Origin of the sequence: Microcoleus sp. B4-C2, assembly GCF_036705265.1 — a bacterium.
Taxonomy (GTDB): domain Bacteria; phylum Cyanobacteriota; class Cyanobacteriia; order Cyanobacteriales; family Microcoleaceae; genus Microcoleus.
The window spans coordinates 92,765-110,716 of record NZ_JAUBUB010000007.1 but is presented as its reverse complement, the minus strand read 5'-3'; the positions used below and the strand labels follow the sequence as shown (position 1 = coordinate 110,716).

The following is a 17,952-nucleotide window of genomic DNA, read 5'->3' as shown; positions in this document are numbered from 1 at the left end:
CAGTTGTAATTTTTAATTTTCTACCGTCCGCCCTTTTTGCGGGAAAATCCCTCCCGGCTTCACTTGCAGAAAAGCCATAATTAAGGCGAATACCATTACTTTTGCCATGCTGGTTGTGGCGAAAAATGTGAAGAAGTCGGCTAAAGGCTTGATAGGAGCGAACATTAATGCTAATGTTCCAGAACCGATCAGGTAATTTGCAGTGCCGATCGCGATCGCAGCAACTACACTCCCCACAATCTTGCCGACACCGCCCACAACCACCACCATAAAAGTATCGACTATATAATTTTGTCCAGTATTTGACCCTACCGAACCAATCAAACTAATCGCGCACCCAGCGACACCAGCCAAGCCTGAACCCAAAGCAAAAGTCAGCGCGTCTACTTGTTCGGTAGGAATACCCAAACACGCACTCATGCTGCGATTTTGCGTCACGGATCTAATCCGCAATCCCCACACCGACTTTTGCAAAAATAGGTAAATTCCCGCCAAACAAATTCCGGTGAGGACAATAATAAAAATTCGCGCGTAGGGCAACTGAAAATTGCCCAGCGGTATGCCGCCGCGCAGCCATGCAGGCGCAGTCACGTCCACATTTTGAGCACCAAACCAAGGTTGAGTTACTGCCAGTTTGTAAGTTTGCCCTAAAAAGGTGCTTACCGCCCAGGAAATACCCAAAGATAAAGGCAAAATTAGGGCGATAATTTTGCTGCGAATGCGATCGAAATCCAGGCGCGATTTCAGCAACCGCAAACCGCCAAAAAACAGCAAACAAAACACCGCAATCCCAATTACCAGCACCCAACTGACGCTGCGGACAAACTGCTGCAAAATTAAACTTACGCCCCAAGTTGCCAGCAGAGTTTCTAGTGGCCGCCCGTAAAGATAGCGAATCACTCCCCGTTCGAGAATTAATCCTACCAATGCAGCGACTAGAAAAGCTAGGGGAATTGCAAATAAAATGTAGGTTTCAAAAGCAAATCCTCCGATACCTTTGAAGACATTTTGCACTACGAAAGTTGTATAAGCCCCCAGCATCATCAACTCGCCATGAGCCATATTAATTACGCCCATCAGCCCGAAAATAATCGCTAGTCCCAGGGCTGCAATTAGTAAAACAGCGCCGATGCTAAGGCCGTTAAATAAACCATCTAATATCGCCAATTGTGTTACTCCTGCATCAAGTCGGTTAACTTTGTTCGCGGATAATTAGGGGCTGATTTTACCCCATTGGTGTCAAGTTAGAACTAAAACCCTCTGTATATTTCGCTTGTAGCCGAGTCTCGATCCCCCTAAATCCCCCTTAATAAGGGGAGTAGGGGGTGACTTTGAAGAGTCCAGTTCCCCCTTATTAAGGGGAGTAGGGGGTGACGCAAGAACACTCTTGTCCCCCCCTTCTTAAGGGGGGCTAGGGGGGATCGGGCTTAACCCAAGCGTATTGAAATTGGTATTACCTACTTATCAAACTTTGAATTTGCCACCTTTTGCGGGGTCTGACCAATCGCAAGCAAAGCCTTGTGTTTCAGCAACAAATTGATTCCAAGGCACCGGCTTCACTGCTTCGGGTGTAGCAAATGCGATGTTAAATAAACCGTCGTCTCTAACTTCGCCCAACCGCACAAATTTAGAAAGGTGATGGTTAACTTCCATCGTTACTGTGCCCCCCGGCGCGTCAAAGGTTTGACCCAAAGCTGCTGCCCGCACTTTTTCTAAATCGTCGGCTGTCCCTGCTTTTTCGACGGCTTGCTTCCACAGGTAAACCATGATGTAAGCTGCTTCCATCGGGTCATTTGTCACTCTATCTTTGCCGTATTTTGCCTTGAAAGCTTCCACAAATTTTGTATTAGCCGGAGATTCTACAGTCATGAAGTAATTCCAGGCGGCGTAATGGCCTTTAAGATATTCTACCCCGATCGCCTTTACTTCTTCTTCTGCAATACTGACAGACATTGATGGATATTTGTCCGGGCCCAAACCTGCACCCTGCAACTGTTTGAAGAATGCTACGTTGCTGTCGCCGTTGAGGGAATTGAAAATGACGCCGCCGTCTGGCAAAGCTGCCTTAATTTTAGTAATAATTGGCGTGACTTCTGTCCCGCCTAAAGGAATGTAATCTTCCCCAACTAATTCGCCGCCTTTGGCTGCTAGCTGTGCCTTGATAATGGTATTTGCCGTGCGGGGGAAAACGTAGTCAGACCCGACTAAGAAGAATTTTTTCCCTTTATTTTCTAGCAGCCAGTCAACTGCTGGTTCGATTTGCTGGTTTGGTGCTGCCCCAGTATAAAAGATGTTCTTGGAACACTCTTGACCCTCGTATTGTACGGGATACCAGAGCATATGATTTTTTTCTTCAAATACTGGCAATACTGCTTTGCGACTAGCAGAAGTCCAGCAGCCGAAGACGGTGACAACTTTATCTTGGTCGATCAATTTTTTGGCTTTTTCGGCAAAAGTCGGCCAGTCTGAGTTGCCATCTTCTATTACTGCTTCGATTTGTTTTCCGAGGACGCCACCAGCTTTATTGATTTCTTCGATCGCTAATTGTTCGGCATCGACAACGCTTTTTTCGCTGATTGACATCGTGCCGCTCAAGGAATGCAAAATTCCTACTTTGATCGTGTTTCCGCTACCTGCTGCTGGTGTAGTTCCTGTTGATGTGGGAGAAGCTGCGGGAGTTGCTGTTGGAGTTGGAGTTCTACAAGCTTTTAGAAATAAACTTGATGTTAGGGTAGCAGAACCGTATAAAAGAAATTTCCGTCGATCGAATCGCTTTGTCATTTTTTCTTGTTACTCTTGAATAGATGAGTCAGATGATTGAGAATAATAACACATAGCGACTTGATATTAAGACTCGCGTCAGCAGACTGTTGTATTTTTAGCTACAAAACTTATTGTTTTTGAGAAAATGAATGTTTTGTGGGGATTGAGGGCAACTGCGCCAGAAACCGGGCGGATACCTTGTTAGATTTTAGATTGACTGATGACATCAGGGTGGCGATCGCGGGCTTACCGGATTTTTTTGGGAAACCAGGTTGAGACACCAAAATACGTCTTTTCAGCAATTAGTGTGTAATTAGAAACCCGGTTTCTTTACATAAATTATCTTATTGATGCTACCAGTTAGGCATACACTGGTCGATCGCACAAAATAGAAAGCGGGTTTCTCGCTCTCCACAGGTTATTGATGCTAAAACTTAGGCAGCAACCGAGTCGATCGCACTTGCATAGGCGAGTATCAAAGCAGGTGACGATCGCACTTCGCTTTGAGTACGATCGTCACCTGTAGAAATGCCCCTGATTTATGGAGAATAGCGGACTCGAACCGCTGGCCTCTGCGGTGCGATCGCAGCGCTCTACCAACTGAGCTAATTCCCCTGATTGAGTTTTAATTTAGCATTTTAGATGCCGGATTGCCGAATCTAAAAGGCTTACAGGTCTTGCTGGCTCTCACTTTCGCAGACCGTCACTTACACTAGCACGTAACTGCTAAAAAGGTCAAGTGTTTTCCGCAGCCGGCTCAGTGGGGGCGATCGAGCAAAATGCCACCACTCTATCCAACTCTAAATCAGCAAAATAGTCCACCGTCCAATTAGCTTGACGCTGGATCATGTGAAACGGGTAAGTGTGAGTCACACCCGCAACCTGAATCCCCGCTTTTTTCGCCGCTTCAATCCCCGCAAAAGTATCTTCTATTGCCAAACACTCGATCGGTTGCAGGTTAAAGTCGGGATATTTCTGGTTGAGAAGTTGCACAGCCAATAAATAGCCATCGGGTGCTGGTTTGCTCACCGTCAAGTCGTCGCCTGCGACAATTAACTCAAAGTTTGCCGCCAAACCGGCTCGATCTAACACCAATTCTATATCCGATCGCATTGCCCCGCTAACTACAGCCATTTTCAGTCCGGCGGCCCGAATTTTGTCAATAAATTCTGCCAAACCGGGATAAATCGGCAGTTTCTCCAAAGTATCTATTTGAGCTTTGTAAGCTTGGGCCTTGCGCTGCAGCAGTCGATCGAGATATGTTTCTGTTAGATATCGTCCTCGGCGCTTGAGCAGTTCGGTAATGCAAGCGCGATCGCTCCTTCCCAAACAAATTTCTCGAAACTCCCCACGTTTGAGATGGAGATTTTCATCGAGCATCAATTGATCGATGATTTTCTCGTGAATAGGCTCGTCATTAACAATCACGCCATTAAAATCAAATAAAACTGCTTTTAGAGTCATTAGTCATGAGTCATTAGTCATTAATCATCAGTCAATAGCAAGTTAGTAGGGGCGGGTTTTACCAACCATCTCAACCTAAAACTAACCATCTATGAAACCCGCCCCCAAAGGGCGAAAAATACACCTCAACAATACATCAAGCAGGAGCTGGAATGCCCGGTAAATCGCCATCAAAATCAGGAGTTCGATCGCCCCAATTCCACCCCCTCGCCACCCGCACCTGTTCCAAATCTTCCCCAGGCAAAGGTTTCACGCCCTGCGTCACCTGATTTACCCACCAGTGTTCGTGAGTTTGCACCGCCGCGAATCCTGCCGCCCCCACCCAAGCATCGAGGCTGCCAGCCGCGTAAGACTTAATATAAGGCTCTTCAAAGATATCAGTCAGCCACTCTGTCTGCTGCAAAGTTTTTTGATTTCCGTCCAAAATTGCCACTTGTCCCCCAACCTTCAGCAGTCGGAAGCTTTCTCGCAAAATTGCCCGCGATACAGCAGGTGGCGTCTCGTGAAACAGCAAGGAAGCTGCGACTAAATCGAAGCTGGCATCGGGAAAAGCAACGCTTTCGGCATTTCCGTGCAACCACTGGATATTTAAGCCGGCTTTTTGCGCTTTCATGTCGGCAACTACCAGCATATAAGGCGACAAGTCCAGCCCGACAACTTCCGCTTCGGGAAAGGCTTGCTTGAGCATGAGCGTTGTCGAACCGGTGCCACATCCCAAATCGATGATTCGGCGCGGTTTCACCCGCACAGCGTCAATTAAGCCTTGCCTGACGACTGTTTCGTGGGGAGGCAAAACATATTGCGTGATGGGATCGTAGGAAACGGCGGCGCTGGGGTTGAGGTAGCCGCCTTTAATGCCGTGAAAGTTTTGGCTGCTGTAATATTCGGGGTAAACTAAGTTGGGTTGTCGGTAGCGATCGCCCGCTGTTTCCCAGTCGATACCTTCGTAGAGTCGTTTCAGTGCTTCTTCGTCGATCGCCAGTCGAATCAGGGGCGACAAAAAGCGCTCGAAAATTGTATCCTTGCCAACAGCCATAAAACACCTTTAACAAAAACTCTTCTAATTTTAGCCAACGGCCGTCAACTTAGCATTAATTAAAACTGTTTAGTCCCTCTTCCCTCTTCCCTCTCTCCATTACCTCCGTTACAAAATCCGTCGGCTTCCTTTCCCCCTTCCCGCTTATACGAGTTTAAAAAATGCAACTATAGACACGCTCTAAACACTTATTTCCTCGGTTATTCCCCTATCTAAAATCTAAAATCTAAAATCTAAAATCGTATTACTTTTCGTTACTAATGGGAATTTTTACCAAAAACTCCGTGCCGCCGCCCGGAGGTTTAGAAATTGTGATGCTGCCCCCATGTCCATCCACTACAATTTTGTAGCTAATTGCTAACCCCAAACCCGTGCCTTTGCCCACCTCTTTAGTAGTAAAAAATGGGTTAAAAATTTGGTCTTTAACGCTGTCGGGAATGCCGGGGCCGTTGTCGGCGATCGCCACTTTCAGAAATTTAGCGCCATGTTCGCGAACTACTCCCGTGGAAATAGTAATAATTTTATCCAGGCGATCGATCTCGTTCAAAGCATCGATCGCATTACTCAGCAAGTTCATAAACACCTGATTGAGCTGAGAGGGATAGCACTCGACTGAAGGCAGTTTTCCGTATTTTTTGACTATATAAATTCTATTTTTAATGCGGTTGGAAAGCAGCAGCAAGGTATTTTCTATACCTTCGTGAATGTCCGCCAGCTTTTTGTCAGATTCATCAAGGCGAGAAAAGTTTCGCAAAGAAAGAACTATGCTGCGAATGCGTTCGCTTCCTATTTTCATAGAATTCAATATATGCGGCAAATCCTCCTCTATAAATTCTAACTCGATTTCTTCGGTAAAATCTGCGATTTTCTGTGGAACCTCTGGAAAGGTTTGTTTGTATAAACTCACCAATTCTAATAAATCTTTAGTATATTTGCTAGTGTGAGGCAAATTAGCCGAAATGAAGTTAACGGGGTTGTTGATTTCGTGCGCTATTCCAGCCACCATTTGACCTAGGGATGACATTTTTTCGCTCTGCACTAAATGAGTTTGAGTTTTTTTCAGTTCATTTAAGGCACTATTAAGCAGTTTTACTTGGTCTTGGGTTTGACTGTAAAGGTGAGCTTGAGTAATTGCGATCGCCAATTGGTCTGCCACAGCTTTTAACAGTTGGATTTCCTCCCGGCTCCAAAGCCAATGAGTAACATGGCTACAAATTAAATAACCCTGCGGCTGGTTCTGAGTCTGAACAGGTACGGCTAAATAGCTATTAGCTTTAAGTTCCGGCGGTTGAGTTACACCCTTCGCCCAAGTGTCGCTCGAAAGAATAATTGCTTCGCCTTGACCACTCCGTACTAACACATTTTCGAGAAAGTAAGACTCAAACTTTATGGCTTGTGTCGGAGAATCAGATGGACAACATTCCCACAGAATTTGTAACGTTTTTTCTTGCGGTTTGTACCATCCAAAAGCCGCCCGTTCTAGGTGAAGCAAACTTACTATTTCTTCGACTGTACTTTGCACAATTTTGTCTAATTCCAGGGAAGCGCGAATGCGTCCGGCAATCCGGTTGAGCATGGCTTCTCGCTCCGCTTGAGCGCGATTGTTTTCGGAGGAGTAAATTAGCCAAATTGCTGCTAGCATTGCCGGGATGAGCAGTCCAGCGACTACGGATGTCAGCAAATTTAATGCTTGCAGTTTGGATTCAATATTTTCGCGGGGAATTACTAAAGCCATCGACCAGTTAACTTCCTTGAGGGGAGCATAGGCTACATACACCCATTTGTTATCTATTTTTACCAGTTCGATGTTCGTCTGACGGTCGATCATCTGCCGCGCAATTGTGGAGAGTGCGGGGTCTTTTGACTGTAAAAAGCTTGGGGCCTCCCGGTCGATATTTCCGATTAAGTTATTGTTGGGATGAACAATTGGCACTCCTTGTGAATTGAGCGCAAAAGCATAACTGTCGGAACCGTACAGCAAGCTGTTAGCGACAGATGTTACTCGGTCTAATTTAATGCTGCCTGAAAGGACTCCCATTACTTGATTTGGAGCGGGAGGCAAGGCCCAAATAGGAGCTGAAATAATAATCGTAGAAACTTTTGTACTGCGGCCTATCAGCGGGTCGGAAACGTTGAGCTGTCCGGCCATTGCTTTTTTAAAGTGTTGGCGGTCTTTACTGTTCGCGCGGTTGCCTAAAGTGTTGATAAATGAGCCGTCCGATTGAGTTAATGACAGGATGAAATACTCTTTTAATCTGTATATTTCTCCTTGCAACCGGGGTTCGACTAATTGCCAATTGAGAGTGCCAACCGTAGGATCGTAAGCAATGGTTTCTATTTCTGCTTTGCGGCTGCTTAGCCAGCGGTCGATTTCATCGGTGCCTTTTTCTAGTTTTAATAGTGCTATTTGCTTTAAATTGTCAAGGATTAGTCCGCGTACAAAAAAATAGCTGATGCAAGCAGTTGTGCTAATGGTTAAAGCGGTGGTGGCCAGAATTAGCAGGGTCAGCAAATGGCGGCGCTGCCGTCTGTGTTGCCAAAGACTGTGCGCTTGCTGCCACCGCGATTGAGTCGAATTGCTGATGTTTTGCCAAAAGCGGCGCAGCTTTTTTGTTTGTGGCGGCGGCGCAGACACAGATCCGGCTTGATTTGCTGGGTTTTGCATCATCAAATGTTCCCTCAGAGTCAACTTCATCAAACGGTCTTCGTCATTCGGCAGACTTAATATCAGGCAAGTAGTGAGACTGTTTAAGAAAAGAATGCAACTGTAGCCAAGATTCAAACCCTCGTAGTCATCAGTCATTCGCAATCTAAAATCTAAAATCTAAAATTTAAAATAATATGACTTACATTCCGGATTGCAAACAATTTTTCTTATGGTTGGGCACTCGCCTTCTATTTTGGCATCAATTTTATATTTCGACCTTCGATTTACCTATTTGAGGTTTGTGCTTTACGATATCTTTAATATCTATCTCGTTTGTATAACAAAATAATTGTAAATAACACAGAGAAAATACGGAGTTTTTTAGATTGCTAATGTATTATAATGTATGAGCAAAACTCTCTTGACAATTTTACTGATTTGTGATTTGGTTTCAAGGGGAAATTTTTTCGTCTAAAGCTTTTTTAGCCAAGCGGGTTGCATAAACGGTGAGGGCGATCGTTGCTAGCAAACCAATGCCGTAGAGAGTCCATTCAGCAGCAGTGCGCGATCGCCCGCTAGATCCTAGTGCAGCCAAACTCCCGGCCAGGGAACCGATATAAACATACATGACTGTTCCGGGAATCATGCCGATCCAAGATGCCAAAAAATAATCTTTTAGAGATACCTGCGTGACTCCAAAAGCATAGTTAAGCAAATTAAACGGAAAAATGGGAGAAAGTCGCGTCAGCAAAACAATTTTCCATCCTTCAGAGGCAACTGCGGAGTCGATCGCCTTAAATTTTTGATTGCCCTCTATCTGTTTGGAAACCCAGTCGCGAGTTAAATACCGCCCTACCAAAAAAGCGCAAGTTGCGCCTAAAATCGAGCCGATGGAAACACAAACCGAACCGCCAACGACTCCAAACAAAACGCCAGAACCGAGAGTCAGCAAAGAACCGGGGATAAATAGAACCGTTGCGACAATGTAAATGAGAATAAAAGCTGCCGGGCCCCACGGGCCGAGACTCGCGATCGACTCCAAGGCATTTTTCAGAATTCCTTGAAAGTTAAAAAACCTAGTCGCTGCAATTAAAGCCACAGCTAAACCAATCCCTAAAATCAGTTTCCACCTATTTGATGGCGGCGGATTTTCATCGGGCGATCGCGAATCATTCATTACCTAAACTCTCCACTCATTCATTGCATACACCGTAAGGTCTATAGTTGCGCTTTAGCGCTAAAAAACTTTGTAATAAAGCGCAACTTTTCCCTTAAATTAAATCAAAGTACCGCCACAGCTAGAACCGCTACCCGCCGTACAGCCGTAACAATAAGCAGCCGTTTGCACATCTTGAATCACATCTAAACTGCCAGATGCAAGCAATTTAGCAGTATTTATCTTTTCCCCACTGCCAGTTTTCGCCGGCAGATTTTCCATTTGGTTAAAATCGCAGTCGTAGACATTGCCCAAATAGTCGATCGACAATTCGTTACGGCACATTAAATGTTCCAGAGTACCGGGATTAAAATTATCCTCCAAAAACCCCAGATAAGGCTTGTGAAGTTTCTTATGTTCCAAATGAAACTTAGTCCGTCCCACTGGCAAATTAGTAATCGCGAACAATTGATTAAAACAAATCCCAAAATGTTCGGCTAAATAAACCTTGTAATCTTCCTCTAACTTGCCTTGTTCCGGTGTTAGCGAAAACTTGTCTGTTGCCGGCACTTGTGGATTGTACACCAAATCCAGAATTAAATTTGGGTTTTTTCCGTATCCCAACTGATTTAGCTTTTGCAGCGCCCGAATCGAACTGTCAAAAACACCGTTGCCACGCATTTTGTCCACATTGTCAGCTTGGTAGCAGGGAAGCGACGCCACAATTCTGAGTTGGTGCTGCGCGCAATATTCGGGAATATCTTCAAAACCTTTTTCAAAGTAAATAGTCAAATTAGAACGAACAATTACCTCTTTACCTGCAGCCCTGGCAGCTTCCGCTAGCGGTTTAAAACCGTAAAGCATTTCGGGAGCACCGCCGGTGAGGTCAACAGTTTGAATTTGAGGAAAGCGGCGAATGATTTCAATTAATTGGTCGCAAATTTCCGGGGAAAGTTCTTCTGTTCGTGTCGGGCTAGCTTCTACGTGGCAGTGAGTGCAAGCGAGGTTGCAGCGTTTGCCGAGATTAATTTGTAAAACTGTAATCTGCTTTTTAGTTAAAGCTGAGTGAAGTTTGTTTTTGAAAGGCGTGACTGCGGTCTGAATCATGTGCTAAACTTTTTAGTCTCTGCTCGCAACGGATTTAGAGGCGTTCCGGCGGAACGCCTCTCATAATTTAGCACTAATTCTTTGGATGCGAAAGCGACAAATTTTAACTGTCGCTACAAAGTTAATTGAAACTCACATCTTGCACCATTCTTAGAAACAGGCTTTTCGGCCTGTTCCACAGGAGATTAATTTTCTTGTGGAACAGGCCGAAAAGCCTGTTCATAAAAGCCTTATTGACAATACTGCAACTCAGTTAAAGCTGACATCTTGCACCATTCTCAATAACAGGCAAGATGCCTGTTCCACAGGAGATTAATTTTCTTGTGGAACAGGCCGAAAAGCCTGTTCCTAAAAGGCTTATTGACAATACTGCAAGAGCTGAGTTAAAACCGACAAGGCAAGAATTCTCATTTTGACAGTCATCTTACTTTAGAGAGTCCACTAATTTCTCAACTCGTGCTTTAATTTCATCTCGAACGCGGTGAAAAGTTTCGATGGGTTGTCCGTCGGGATCGTCGAGTTGCCAATCTTCAAACACTTCTCGCAATACCCACGCTTCGGGTAAATTCACGCCGCAGCCACAGAGAGAAATTACTGCATCGTAGTCTTCAGCATTGAATTCGTTTAATGGGTTGGATGTTTGATCGGTGATGTCAATGCCAATTTCTGACATGACTTGAATTGCTGTCGGATGAACTCTGCTTGATTCTAACCCGGAACTGGTGACTCCAATCTTGCCGGCGCCGATGGTTTTAGCAAATCCTTCTGCCATTTGCGATCTGCAGGAGTTTCTTTTGCAAACAAACATTACTTTTTTCATGGTTTTTGTTGGTTGTTGGTTGTTAGTTGTTAGTTGTTAGTTAGATGTTTCAAGGGCGCGATTTGCTAGGGCGATCGCCTCTTTAGCTGCTTGTTCCTTGCGTTCGCTGTAGCGATCGGTCAAATAGTCGGTTTGCTCCCGCAACAGCAAGGTAAACTTGTACAGTTCCTCCATTACGTCGATCGCGCGATCGCGATAAGGCGAATCCTTCATCGTCCCATCATCGTTAAATTCCTGATAAGCCTTAGCAACCGAAGACTGATTCGGAATCGTAAACATCCGCATCCAGCGGCCCAAAATTCTCAAAGTATTCACAGCATTAAAAGACTGGGAACCGCCGCTGACTTGCATCACCGCCAAAGTTCGGCCTTGAGTTGGTCTGACAGCCCCAATATTTAAAGGAATCCAGTCAATTTGATTTTTCATAATGCCGGTAATATTGCCGTGCATTTCTGGACTAGACCACACTTGACCCTCCGACCACAGGCTCAATTCCCGCAACTCTTGAACCTTCGGATGCGTATCGGAAACGCTACCATAAATCGGCAGTTCTAGAGGATTAAAAAACCTAACTTCGGCACCGAAATCCTCAATAATTCGAGCAGATTCTTCCGCCAACAAGCGGCTGTAAGAACGCTCTCTTAAAGAGCCATATAAAAAAAGAATTCTGGGTTTATGAGTGAATTCGTTCATGAGATTCTAGCAATTGGAATTGGGAAGACAACGAGGGTCTCGCAGCGAGGCAGTTTCTGGTTTTCTGGGGAACCAAAATGCTGTTCGCTTGCAGATTTCTACTAACATTAACATCACTGGAACCTCAATTAAAACACCTACAACTGTAGCCAAGGCTGCACCTGAGTTTAAGCCAAACAGCATCACAGCCGTAGCAATCGCTACCTCAAAATGATTGCTGGCCCCAATCAGCGCGGCAGGTGCTGAATCTTCGTAGCACAAGTTGAGTTTTAAAGCTGCTACATAAGAAATCAGGAAAATGAAGTTTGTCTGGATAAACAGAGGCACAGCAATTAAAAGAATGTGCAGAGGATTGTTAACAATCAACTCTCCTTTGAAGGCAAACAAAAGAATTAGCGTAATCAAAAGGGCAGCCGTAGCAACTGGACTCAGATATTGCATAAACTCTCGTTCAAACCATTCTCGCCCTTTATGTTTAAAAATCCAGAAACGGCTATACATTCCGGCGGCTAAGGGCAAACCGACATAAATCAATACAGACAATACTATTGTCTGCCAAGGAACAACTAAATCATTTGCTGCTAACAGCCATCTGCCTAATGGTGCATATAAAAACAGCATTGCTAGGGAATTAATGGCAACCATAACGAGGGTATGTCCTTGATTGCCGTAGGACAGATATCCCCACATTAAAACCATCGCAGTACAGGGGGCAATTCCTAATAATATTGTACCTGCAATGTAGGAACTAGCGATGGAGACTTCACTGCCACGAATTATTTCGGTGCCGGTAATGAGGGGGCGAAATAGCCAACCTAAGAAAAACTGAGAAAATGCTACCATTGTAAATGGTTTGATAACCCAGTTGACGACTAATGTTAAAATCACTGGTTTGGGCGTTCGCGCTGCATTAGCCGCCTGGGTAAAGTCTATTTTTACCATGATGGGATACATCATAAAAAATAGACAGATGGCAATAGGAATTGACACCTGATAAAAGCTGAGAGCATCAAGGGTGACGGCGACGTTAGGGAATAGTCTACCGAGAAGAATACCGCCTAAAATACAAAGAAATACCCAAAGGGTGAGGTATCTTTCAAAAAAACTGAGTTTGCTTCCTGCTTTGACAGGTGAGTTAGTTGCTTGAGGATGGTTCATTTAGTTAACTGGTAAGTGAAACTTGATGAGAAAAAATTAAAATTTTGCCTCTTTTCGTAATAACTCTCCAATGGTTAAGTCAAACCTAGCTTGACCATCGAAGAAAGTCCCAACTTTGCCATTGTAGAAATTCTTGTAAATCAGTTGATAGCCTTCGCTTGGTAGGGGAATGTAACCGACCGACTGGACTAAACTTGGTGCTTTTTTCATGTAGAATTGCACAAACTCGCCCACCTCTGGTTTATTTTGGACAGCGGTGTAACTGACATAGATAAAAAGAGGTCTACCGAGGGGTTGATATTGAGCGTTTTCTACAGTTTGTATGCTGGGTAGAACTGGCCCTTTACCATTGTCTATTCCTAATGCTTTTAATTGATTTTGATTGGTTTCGTAATAGCTTAATCCAAAGTAACCCAAGGCATTTGGATCTTTGATAACTCCTTGGGCTAAAACATTATCATCTTCACTAGCTGTATAGTCGGTACGGCTGGATTTCGCAGTACCTACTGTTGCTTCTGTGAAGTAGTCAAATGTACCGGAATCTTTGCCTGCACCGTAAAGGGTTATAGGTTGATTTGGCCAATTAGGTCGAATCTGATTCCAGCGGGTAATTTTTCCTTGGGCGGCGGGTTCCCAAAGTTTTTTTAGTTCGGCTACTGTGATGTCTTTTGCCCAGCTATTGTTGGGATTGACTACTACTGTGAGCGCGTCAAAGGCGACTGGTAATTCGTAGTAGCGGATGCCTGCTTTGTTGCAGGCTTCCATTTCCCCTGCGCTGATGGGGCGCGAGGCGTTGCTGATGTCTGTTTCGCCAGCACAAAACTTTCTAAATCCTCCACCAGTACCGGAGAATTCAACAGTAATTGATGCTTTTTTGGGATTGGTATTTTGATATTCTTTGGCGATCGCATCCGTAATTGGATACACGGTGCTGGAACCGTCTATTTTAATGCTTTGCGATTCTGGCGACTGGACTTGTCCGCAGGAGCTGAGAAGCCCGATCGCACCTATGGTCAAAGCAATTATACTTAGTGCGGAAACCTTGGCCTTTTCTGCTCGGTTCATTGACCTCACCCAATGCCATAACTAAGGGGTACACTGGAATCATATCAATAAAATTTGATATGTCAAGTATGAGGGAAGACAAACAGGCAATCAACACATTAAGAAATGTTGATGGGTTAATCTGCGTCAGAACAGGGGCGTGCCGGCAGGATCTGGCTGAAGCGGCGGTATTCGGCGAGGTACTGTTCGAGGGCGACAAACTGAGCTAAATTGAGGCTGTAGTAAATCCAGCGGCCTTCTTGGCGGCTGCGGACTAAAGCTGCATCCTTCAAGGCTTTGAGGTGAAAAGAGAGTTTAGGCTGAGGGACAGAAAGCCGATCGCACAATTCGCAAACGCACAACTCCTGTTCTCGCAGCAACTCCAGAATCTGAATCCGCAGGGGGTCAGAAAGAGCGTGAAAGCCGGAGGAGACAAGTTTTTCCGAAATCTGTCGCTGTGAAATGCGATCGGACGCAGCCGTAGAATTTTTAAGCATCAATTATTTAGAAAACATCCATACAAAACATCATAGTTTCTCAAGCTTCATCCTAGAAAATCAGTGCATTCACCATCGACAGATTCTTCGGGCTTGATTACTTAGGATTCTGTACCCTTGCCGGCACATCAGTGAGTCCCGCCTTCTGCATCAGCGAAATCACCCCTATAGATAGAATTCCCCCAATAATTGCCCCGACAACTACCAGGATGATAAAGACTTTTTGCAGAGTTTTTTTAGTAGCTGGGTGGTACTGTTTCGGCAATGCTTCACCTTGCTCGTCAACTTCTTGCTCCAAGGGGTCTAGCGGATTGGAGGGATTTGAGTTAAAGGGATTGGGCGCTTGATTCATGGCTGGCTTTGGTTAAAGGAGATCAACAACTATTTTAACTTGCGATTTGCCCTCACAGCTTAAATAATACATTCGGGTTTTACTCAAGACTCTATAAATTTTATTAAGATACCGAGAATTTTACCAACATTATTAATAAAATATTCGCTGGTGTCAATCTCGATCGCAATTCCTTATAACTTGAAAAATTTCCAAATACTTCCAGTTGTGACAACTCCATAAATGGTCTGAATGTCATTTTCTTGACAAGCGAATTTCAAAGGTGGTACCCGCCACGTGATTTATCCGTGGAATCAATCCAAAATCGAAAATCGAAAATCCTCAAGCCCCCCCCATTTATCCGTGGGGTCGCCTCTAAAATCTAAAATCTAAAATCTAAAATCGATTGACGCTGGTTAAATATTTGTGCTGCGATCGTTTCTGCCATGCACTGTCCTAAGCCGGATTGGATGTTGTCATTTTTGGCTTCAACCAAGGCGATAACTGGGGATTCAATGACTAGCTGTTCCGGCGATCGGCTAATTAGAAAATCGCAATAACCGCTCAAACCCCTAGCAGCGTCTACATTGAATTCTCGACCTGAAAATAAACTCATCCGTTGCGGCAGCAGTTTTTTAATCTCAACTAATATTGGCGCGACAATTAGCTCGGAGCGAGCTTTCTCGGAATTAATTTCTAGTGCTAAAGGCAGATTGAATTGCAAATTTTCTTGCAAAAAACTGCTTGGTTCTATTTCGGGAATGTCAGCAAACAAGCCCATCTTGCTCGAAAAGGCGATGCCGAAAGTTGCCTTAATTTGTTCTATGCTAAATTGACTGTAGGGCATTTAACTCCCTCTCTCAAAACAATAATTTTTTCAAACATCGCAGCCGGGGCGGGTTGCTCTGATTTTACTACTTAAATTACAGATTTTAGTGAACCCGCCTCTACAAATTTTTACACTTCTGCTTTTGACAGGCGATCGAGAGAAATTGTTGCCGCCTCAGATACTTGAGAATTGCTATCTTTTTCTAGGTATTTCAAAGCCGAAACGCTCTTAACACTCGGCAAATTGCCCAAAGCTTCAGCCAGCCTCTGGCGGATCAGCCAATCTTCCGACTGAGCAAAATTGAGGATGCGATCGATCGCCCCAATATCTTTAATTTCCCCCAAAGCCGAAATTGCCGCCTGCTGGATCACCACTTGATCGCTGTCGAGAGCTTTCAGCAGCACATCGCGAGCCCGGGGATCTTTGAGATTCCCCAGAGAAACAGCAGCGCTGAAGCGCACCAGCCATTGAGTATCTTCGTAAAAAGCGCGCACCAAAGCATCAAAAGCTCTGATATCTTCGAGATAGCCCAAAGCACCCGCAGCGTCAGCGCGAATGCCGTAATCCGGGTCTGTTTCTAGCAATTTGACTAGAATAGGATAGCACTCTGCTGTCGGTTTGACCCCAAGAGCAAACACAGCCATCGATCGTACTTGCAAACTTTCGTCGTTCAACACCTTTTTAATCAAAGGCACCGCCTCTGCAGCAGGCACATTCCGCAAGTTGGCCAAAGCCACCATGCGATCGGCGGAATTTTGGCTTTCTAACTTGGCTGCAATTTGCTCTAAGCTTAAAGTTGTCATTATGGATAAATCTTGTAGTAAAACTTTACATTCGGGTTATTTTGATTATAGGGGAGTCTCAGGGGAAAAGCAGGCCGTAAAAACCGCCCTGCGTATTTGAGATGAATGAGATTGCGGATTATTTCCATTAATCTGAAGCTCAGATTAATGGAAATAATCAATTAGAAAGTCTATTATTTAAGTCGCAAGCACAGGCGAGGTGTTACACTATATCGGATAATCCCTAGACTTTATTGTACAGTGCTTAACAAAGCAACAAAAAACTTTTCGTTTATCCCCCAAAAAAATTATGATTGTCGTTGAAAGGCATTACATAGATCGGCAGCATCAGTTTTTTAAACAGTTTGATGACTTATCTTTCCTGTCCAAAAAACTCTACAATTATGGTAACTATTACATGAGGCAACACTTTTTTAACTCTGAGTCAAAAGTTGGCGCTGCCAAGAGTCTAAAACAGTTATATGCCATCCTAAAACCCACAGCCGACTATAAATCCTTACCTGCTAAAATTAGCACTCAAGTTCTCAAACAAGTTATTCACGATTCGGAGGCTTGGAAAAAATCAATCAAGGCTTATTACCGAGATATCCATCAATTTTCATCCCCCCCCCGAATTCCCAAATACAAACATAAAACCTGTGGACGTAACTTGTTAATTTATGATAACCAATCGATAGAACAAAGGGAAAAAAATAAAAATAATGGGCTACTTCATTTATCTCAAAGTGACATAATAATTGCTACAAAAGCCCAAGATGTCATAGAGGTAAGGATAGTTCCTGCCACAGCGACCTACGTTGTTGAGGTTGTTTATAAAAAGCCTGTAACGTTGGTGGATTTAAACCCTCAACTCATAGCAGGTAGAGATTTAGGGATTGATAACCTCGTCGCTTTAGCATCAAATAAGCCAACATTTACTCCAACTCTCTATGATGGAAAACATCTCAAATCAATCAATCAAGGTTTCAATAAGCGCCGAGCCTTTTTACAGTCAAAAATTGAGAAAGGGAAATATACCACACCTCAAATCCAGCAAATCATCTTTAAGCGAAACAAGCGAGTTGAAAACTATCTTCATCAAACCAGCAGTTTGATAGTCAAGCGGTTGGTGGACGCTCAAATCGGGCAGTTAGTTATTGGGAAAAATGTGGGGTGGAAACAAAATTTACAATTAGGAAAAAAAACGAATCAGACGTTTGTAGCAATTCCTCACGCCAAGCTCGTAGAAATGATTACTTACAAAGCTGAGTTAGTGGGGATCAAGGTAACAGTTACAGAAGAATCTTATACAAGTAAGTGCAGCTTTTTGGATTTAGAGCCTGTCGGTAAGCAAGAGTCTTACCAGGGTAAGAGAGTTAAACGTGGGTTGTTTCGGTCGGGGAATGAAACGCTGATTAATGCTGATGTGAATGCAGCATTAAATATGATTAGAAAAGTAAACGGAAACTCACCCTTTGAGGAGTGCAGCAACCGTATAGAGGTGTTTGCAGTTTCACCTGTACGGGTTTCACCTGTACGAAAAGAGCCACAAAAAATCCGGTAATGTCAAGTATTGCCCGGTTTTTTGTGAACTGTTTCTGCCGTTCCCCAAGGCTTTGCCCGAT

Annotated in this window: 17 protein-coding genes and 1 tRNA gene; 2 read left to right on the top strand and 16 right to left on the bottom strand. The window is 44.2% G+C overall.

Annotated features, from left to right (window positions below; genetic code table 11):
* Window positions 1-12: 12 nt before the first annotated feature.
* The 8 genes from QUB20_RS04740 to arsS all read right to left on the bottom strand — a co-directional run bounded on the left by QUB20_RS04740 (window position 13) and on the right by arsS (window position 10,173).
* Window positions 13-1,167, bottom strand: a complete 1,155-nt coding sequence (locus QUB20_RS04740) for an ABC transporter permease subunit (RefSeq protein ID WP_333244125.1) — start codon at window positions 1,165-1,167, stop codon at window positions 13-15.
* A gap of 297 nt (window positions 1,168-1,464) precedes the next feature.
* The gene (gene urtA, locus QUB20_RS04735) at window positions 1,465-2,781 is read right to left on the bottom strand and encodes an urea ABC transporter substrate-binding protein (RefSeq protein WP_333244122.1); all 1,317 of its coding nucleotides are present in this window, start codon (window positions 2,779-2,781) and stop codon (window positions 1,465-1,467) included.
* Between the two features lie 524 nt (window positions 2,782-3,305).
* A tRNA-Ala gene (locus QUB20_RS04730) sits at window positions 3,306-3,378 on the bottom strand.
* Window positions 3,379-3,498: 120 nt separating this feature from the next.
* Complete coding sequence (locus QUB20_RS04725) at window positions 3,499-4,227, bottom strand: HAD family phosphatase (RefSeq protein ID WP_333244119.1); 729 nt, start codon at window positions 4,225-4,227, stop codon at window positions 3,499-3,501.
* A gap of 136 nt (window positions 4,228-4,363) precedes the next feature.
* Window positions 4,364-5,263 carry a class I SAM-dependent methyltransferase gene (locus tag QUB20_RS04720; protein WP_333244116.1) on the bottom strand — a complete coding sequence of 300 codons (900 nt, stop codon included), beginning with the start codon at window positions 5,261-5,263 and terminating at the stop codon, window positions 4,364-4,366.
* A gap of 244 nt (window positions 5,264-5,507) precedes the next feature.
* Window positions 5,508-8,066, bottom strand: coding sequence for an ATP-binding protein (locus tag QUB20_RS04715; protein ID WP_333244113.1), 2,559 nt, complete (start codon window positions 8,064-8,066; stop codon window positions 5,508-5,510).
* 295 nt (window positions 8,067-8,361) lie between these two features.
* Window positions 8,362-9,087, bottom strand: coding sequence for a TVP38/TMEM64 family protein (locus tag QUB20_RS04710; RefSeq protein ID WP_333244110.1), 726 nt, complete (start codon window positions 9,085-9,087; stop codon window positions 8,362-8,364).
* Window positions 9,088-9,186: 99 nt separating this feature from the next.
* Window positions 9,187-10,173 carry an arsenosugar biosynthesis radical SAM (seleno)protein ArsS gene (arsS, locus tag QUB20_RS04705; RefSeq protein WP_333244107.1) on the bottom strand — a complete coding sequence of 329 codons (987 nt, stop codon included), beginning with the start codon at window positions 10,171-10,173 and terminating at the stop codon, window positions 9,187-9,189.
* A 293-nt stretch (window positions 10,174-10,466) separates the two neighbouring features.
* On the opposite strand from arsS, the gene QUB20_RS04700 reads away from it, so the two are divergent.
* The gene (locus tag QUB20_RS04700; RefSeq protein ID WP_333291196.1) at window positions 10,467-10,589 is read left to right on the top strand and encodes a hypothetical protein; all 123 of its coding nucleotides are present in this window, start codon (window positions 10,467-10,469) and stop codon (window positions 10,587-10,589) included.
* 8 nt (window positions 10,590-10,597) lie between these two features.
* Here QUB20_RS04700 and arsC read toward each other — a convergent pair whose 3' ends face one another.
* The 8 genes from arsC to QUB20_RS04660 form a co-directional block, all read right to left on the bottom strand.
* Window positions 10,598-10,993, bottom strand: a complete 396-nt coding sequence (gene arsC, locus QUB20_RS04695; RefSeq protein ID WP_333145636.1) for an arsenate reductase, glutathione/glutaredoxin type — start codon at window positions 10,991-10,993, stop codon at window positions 10,598-10,600.
* Window positions 10,994-11,029: 36 nt separating this feature from the next.
* Window positions 11,030-11,686: an arsenical resistance protein ArsH gene (gene arsH, locus QUB20_RS04690; protein ID WP_333244104.1), complete on the bottom strand. Its 657-nt coding sequence runs from the start codon at window positions 11,684-11,686 to the stop codon at window positions 11,030-11,032.
* Between the two features lie 6 nt (window positions 11,687-11,692).
* Window positions 11,693-12,844, bottom strand: a complete 1,152-nt coding sequence (gene arsB / locus QUB20_RS04685; RefSeq protein ID WP_333055609.1) for an ACR3 family arsenite efflux transporter — start codon at window positions 12,842-12,844, stop codon at window positions 11,693-11,695.
* 36 nt (window positions 12,845-12,880) lie between these two features.
* Window positions 12,881-13,909, bottom strand: coding sequence for a PstS family phosphate ABC transporter substrate-binding protein (locus tag QUB20_RS04680; RefSeq protein WP_333244101.1), 1,029 nt, complete (start codon window positions 13,907-13,909; stop codon window positions 12,881-12,883).
* Window positions 13,910-14,025: 116 nt separating this feature from the next.
* Window positions 14,026-14,385 (bottom strand): metalloregulator ArsR/SmtB family transcription factor, encoded by a 360-nt coding sequence (locus QUB20_RS04675; protein ID WP_333244098.1) that lies wholly within the window; start codon window positions 14,383-14,385, stop codon window positions 14,026-14,028.
* A gap of 97 nt (window positions 14,386-14,482) precedes the next feature.
* On the bottom strand, window positions 14,483-14,737 hold the full coding sequence (locus QUB20_RS04670) for a hypothetical protein (protein ID WP_333075830.1): 255 nt from the start codon (window positions 14,735-14,737) through the stop codon (window positions 14,483-14,485).
* 361 nt (window positions 14,738-15,098) lie between these two features.
* The gene (locus tag QUB20_RS04665; protein WP_333244095.1) at window positions 15,099-15,563 is read right to left on the bottom strand and encodes a hypothetical protein; all 465 of its coding nucleotides are present in this window, start codon (window positions 15,561-15,563) and stop codon (window positions 15,099-15,101) included.
* A gap of 110 nt (window positions 15,564-15,673) precedes the next feature.
* On the bottom strand, window positions 15,674-16,348 hold the full coding sequence (locus QUB20_RS04660) for a HEAT repeat domain-containing protein (RefSeq protein ID WP_333055612.1): 675 nt from the start codon (window positions 16,346-16,348) through the stop codon (window positions 15,674-15,676).
* Window positions 16,349-16,637: 289 nt separating this feature from the next.
* Between QUB20_RS04660 and QUB20_RS04655 the strand changes: the two genes are divergently transcribed.
* The gene (locus tag QUB20_RS04655; protein WP_333244092.1) at window positions 16,638-17,891 is read left to right on the top strand and encodes a transposase; all 1,254 of its coding nucleotides are present in this window, start codon (window positions 16,638-16,640) and stop codon (window positions 17,889-17,891) included.
* Window positions 17,892-17,952 lie beyond the last annotated feature (61 nt).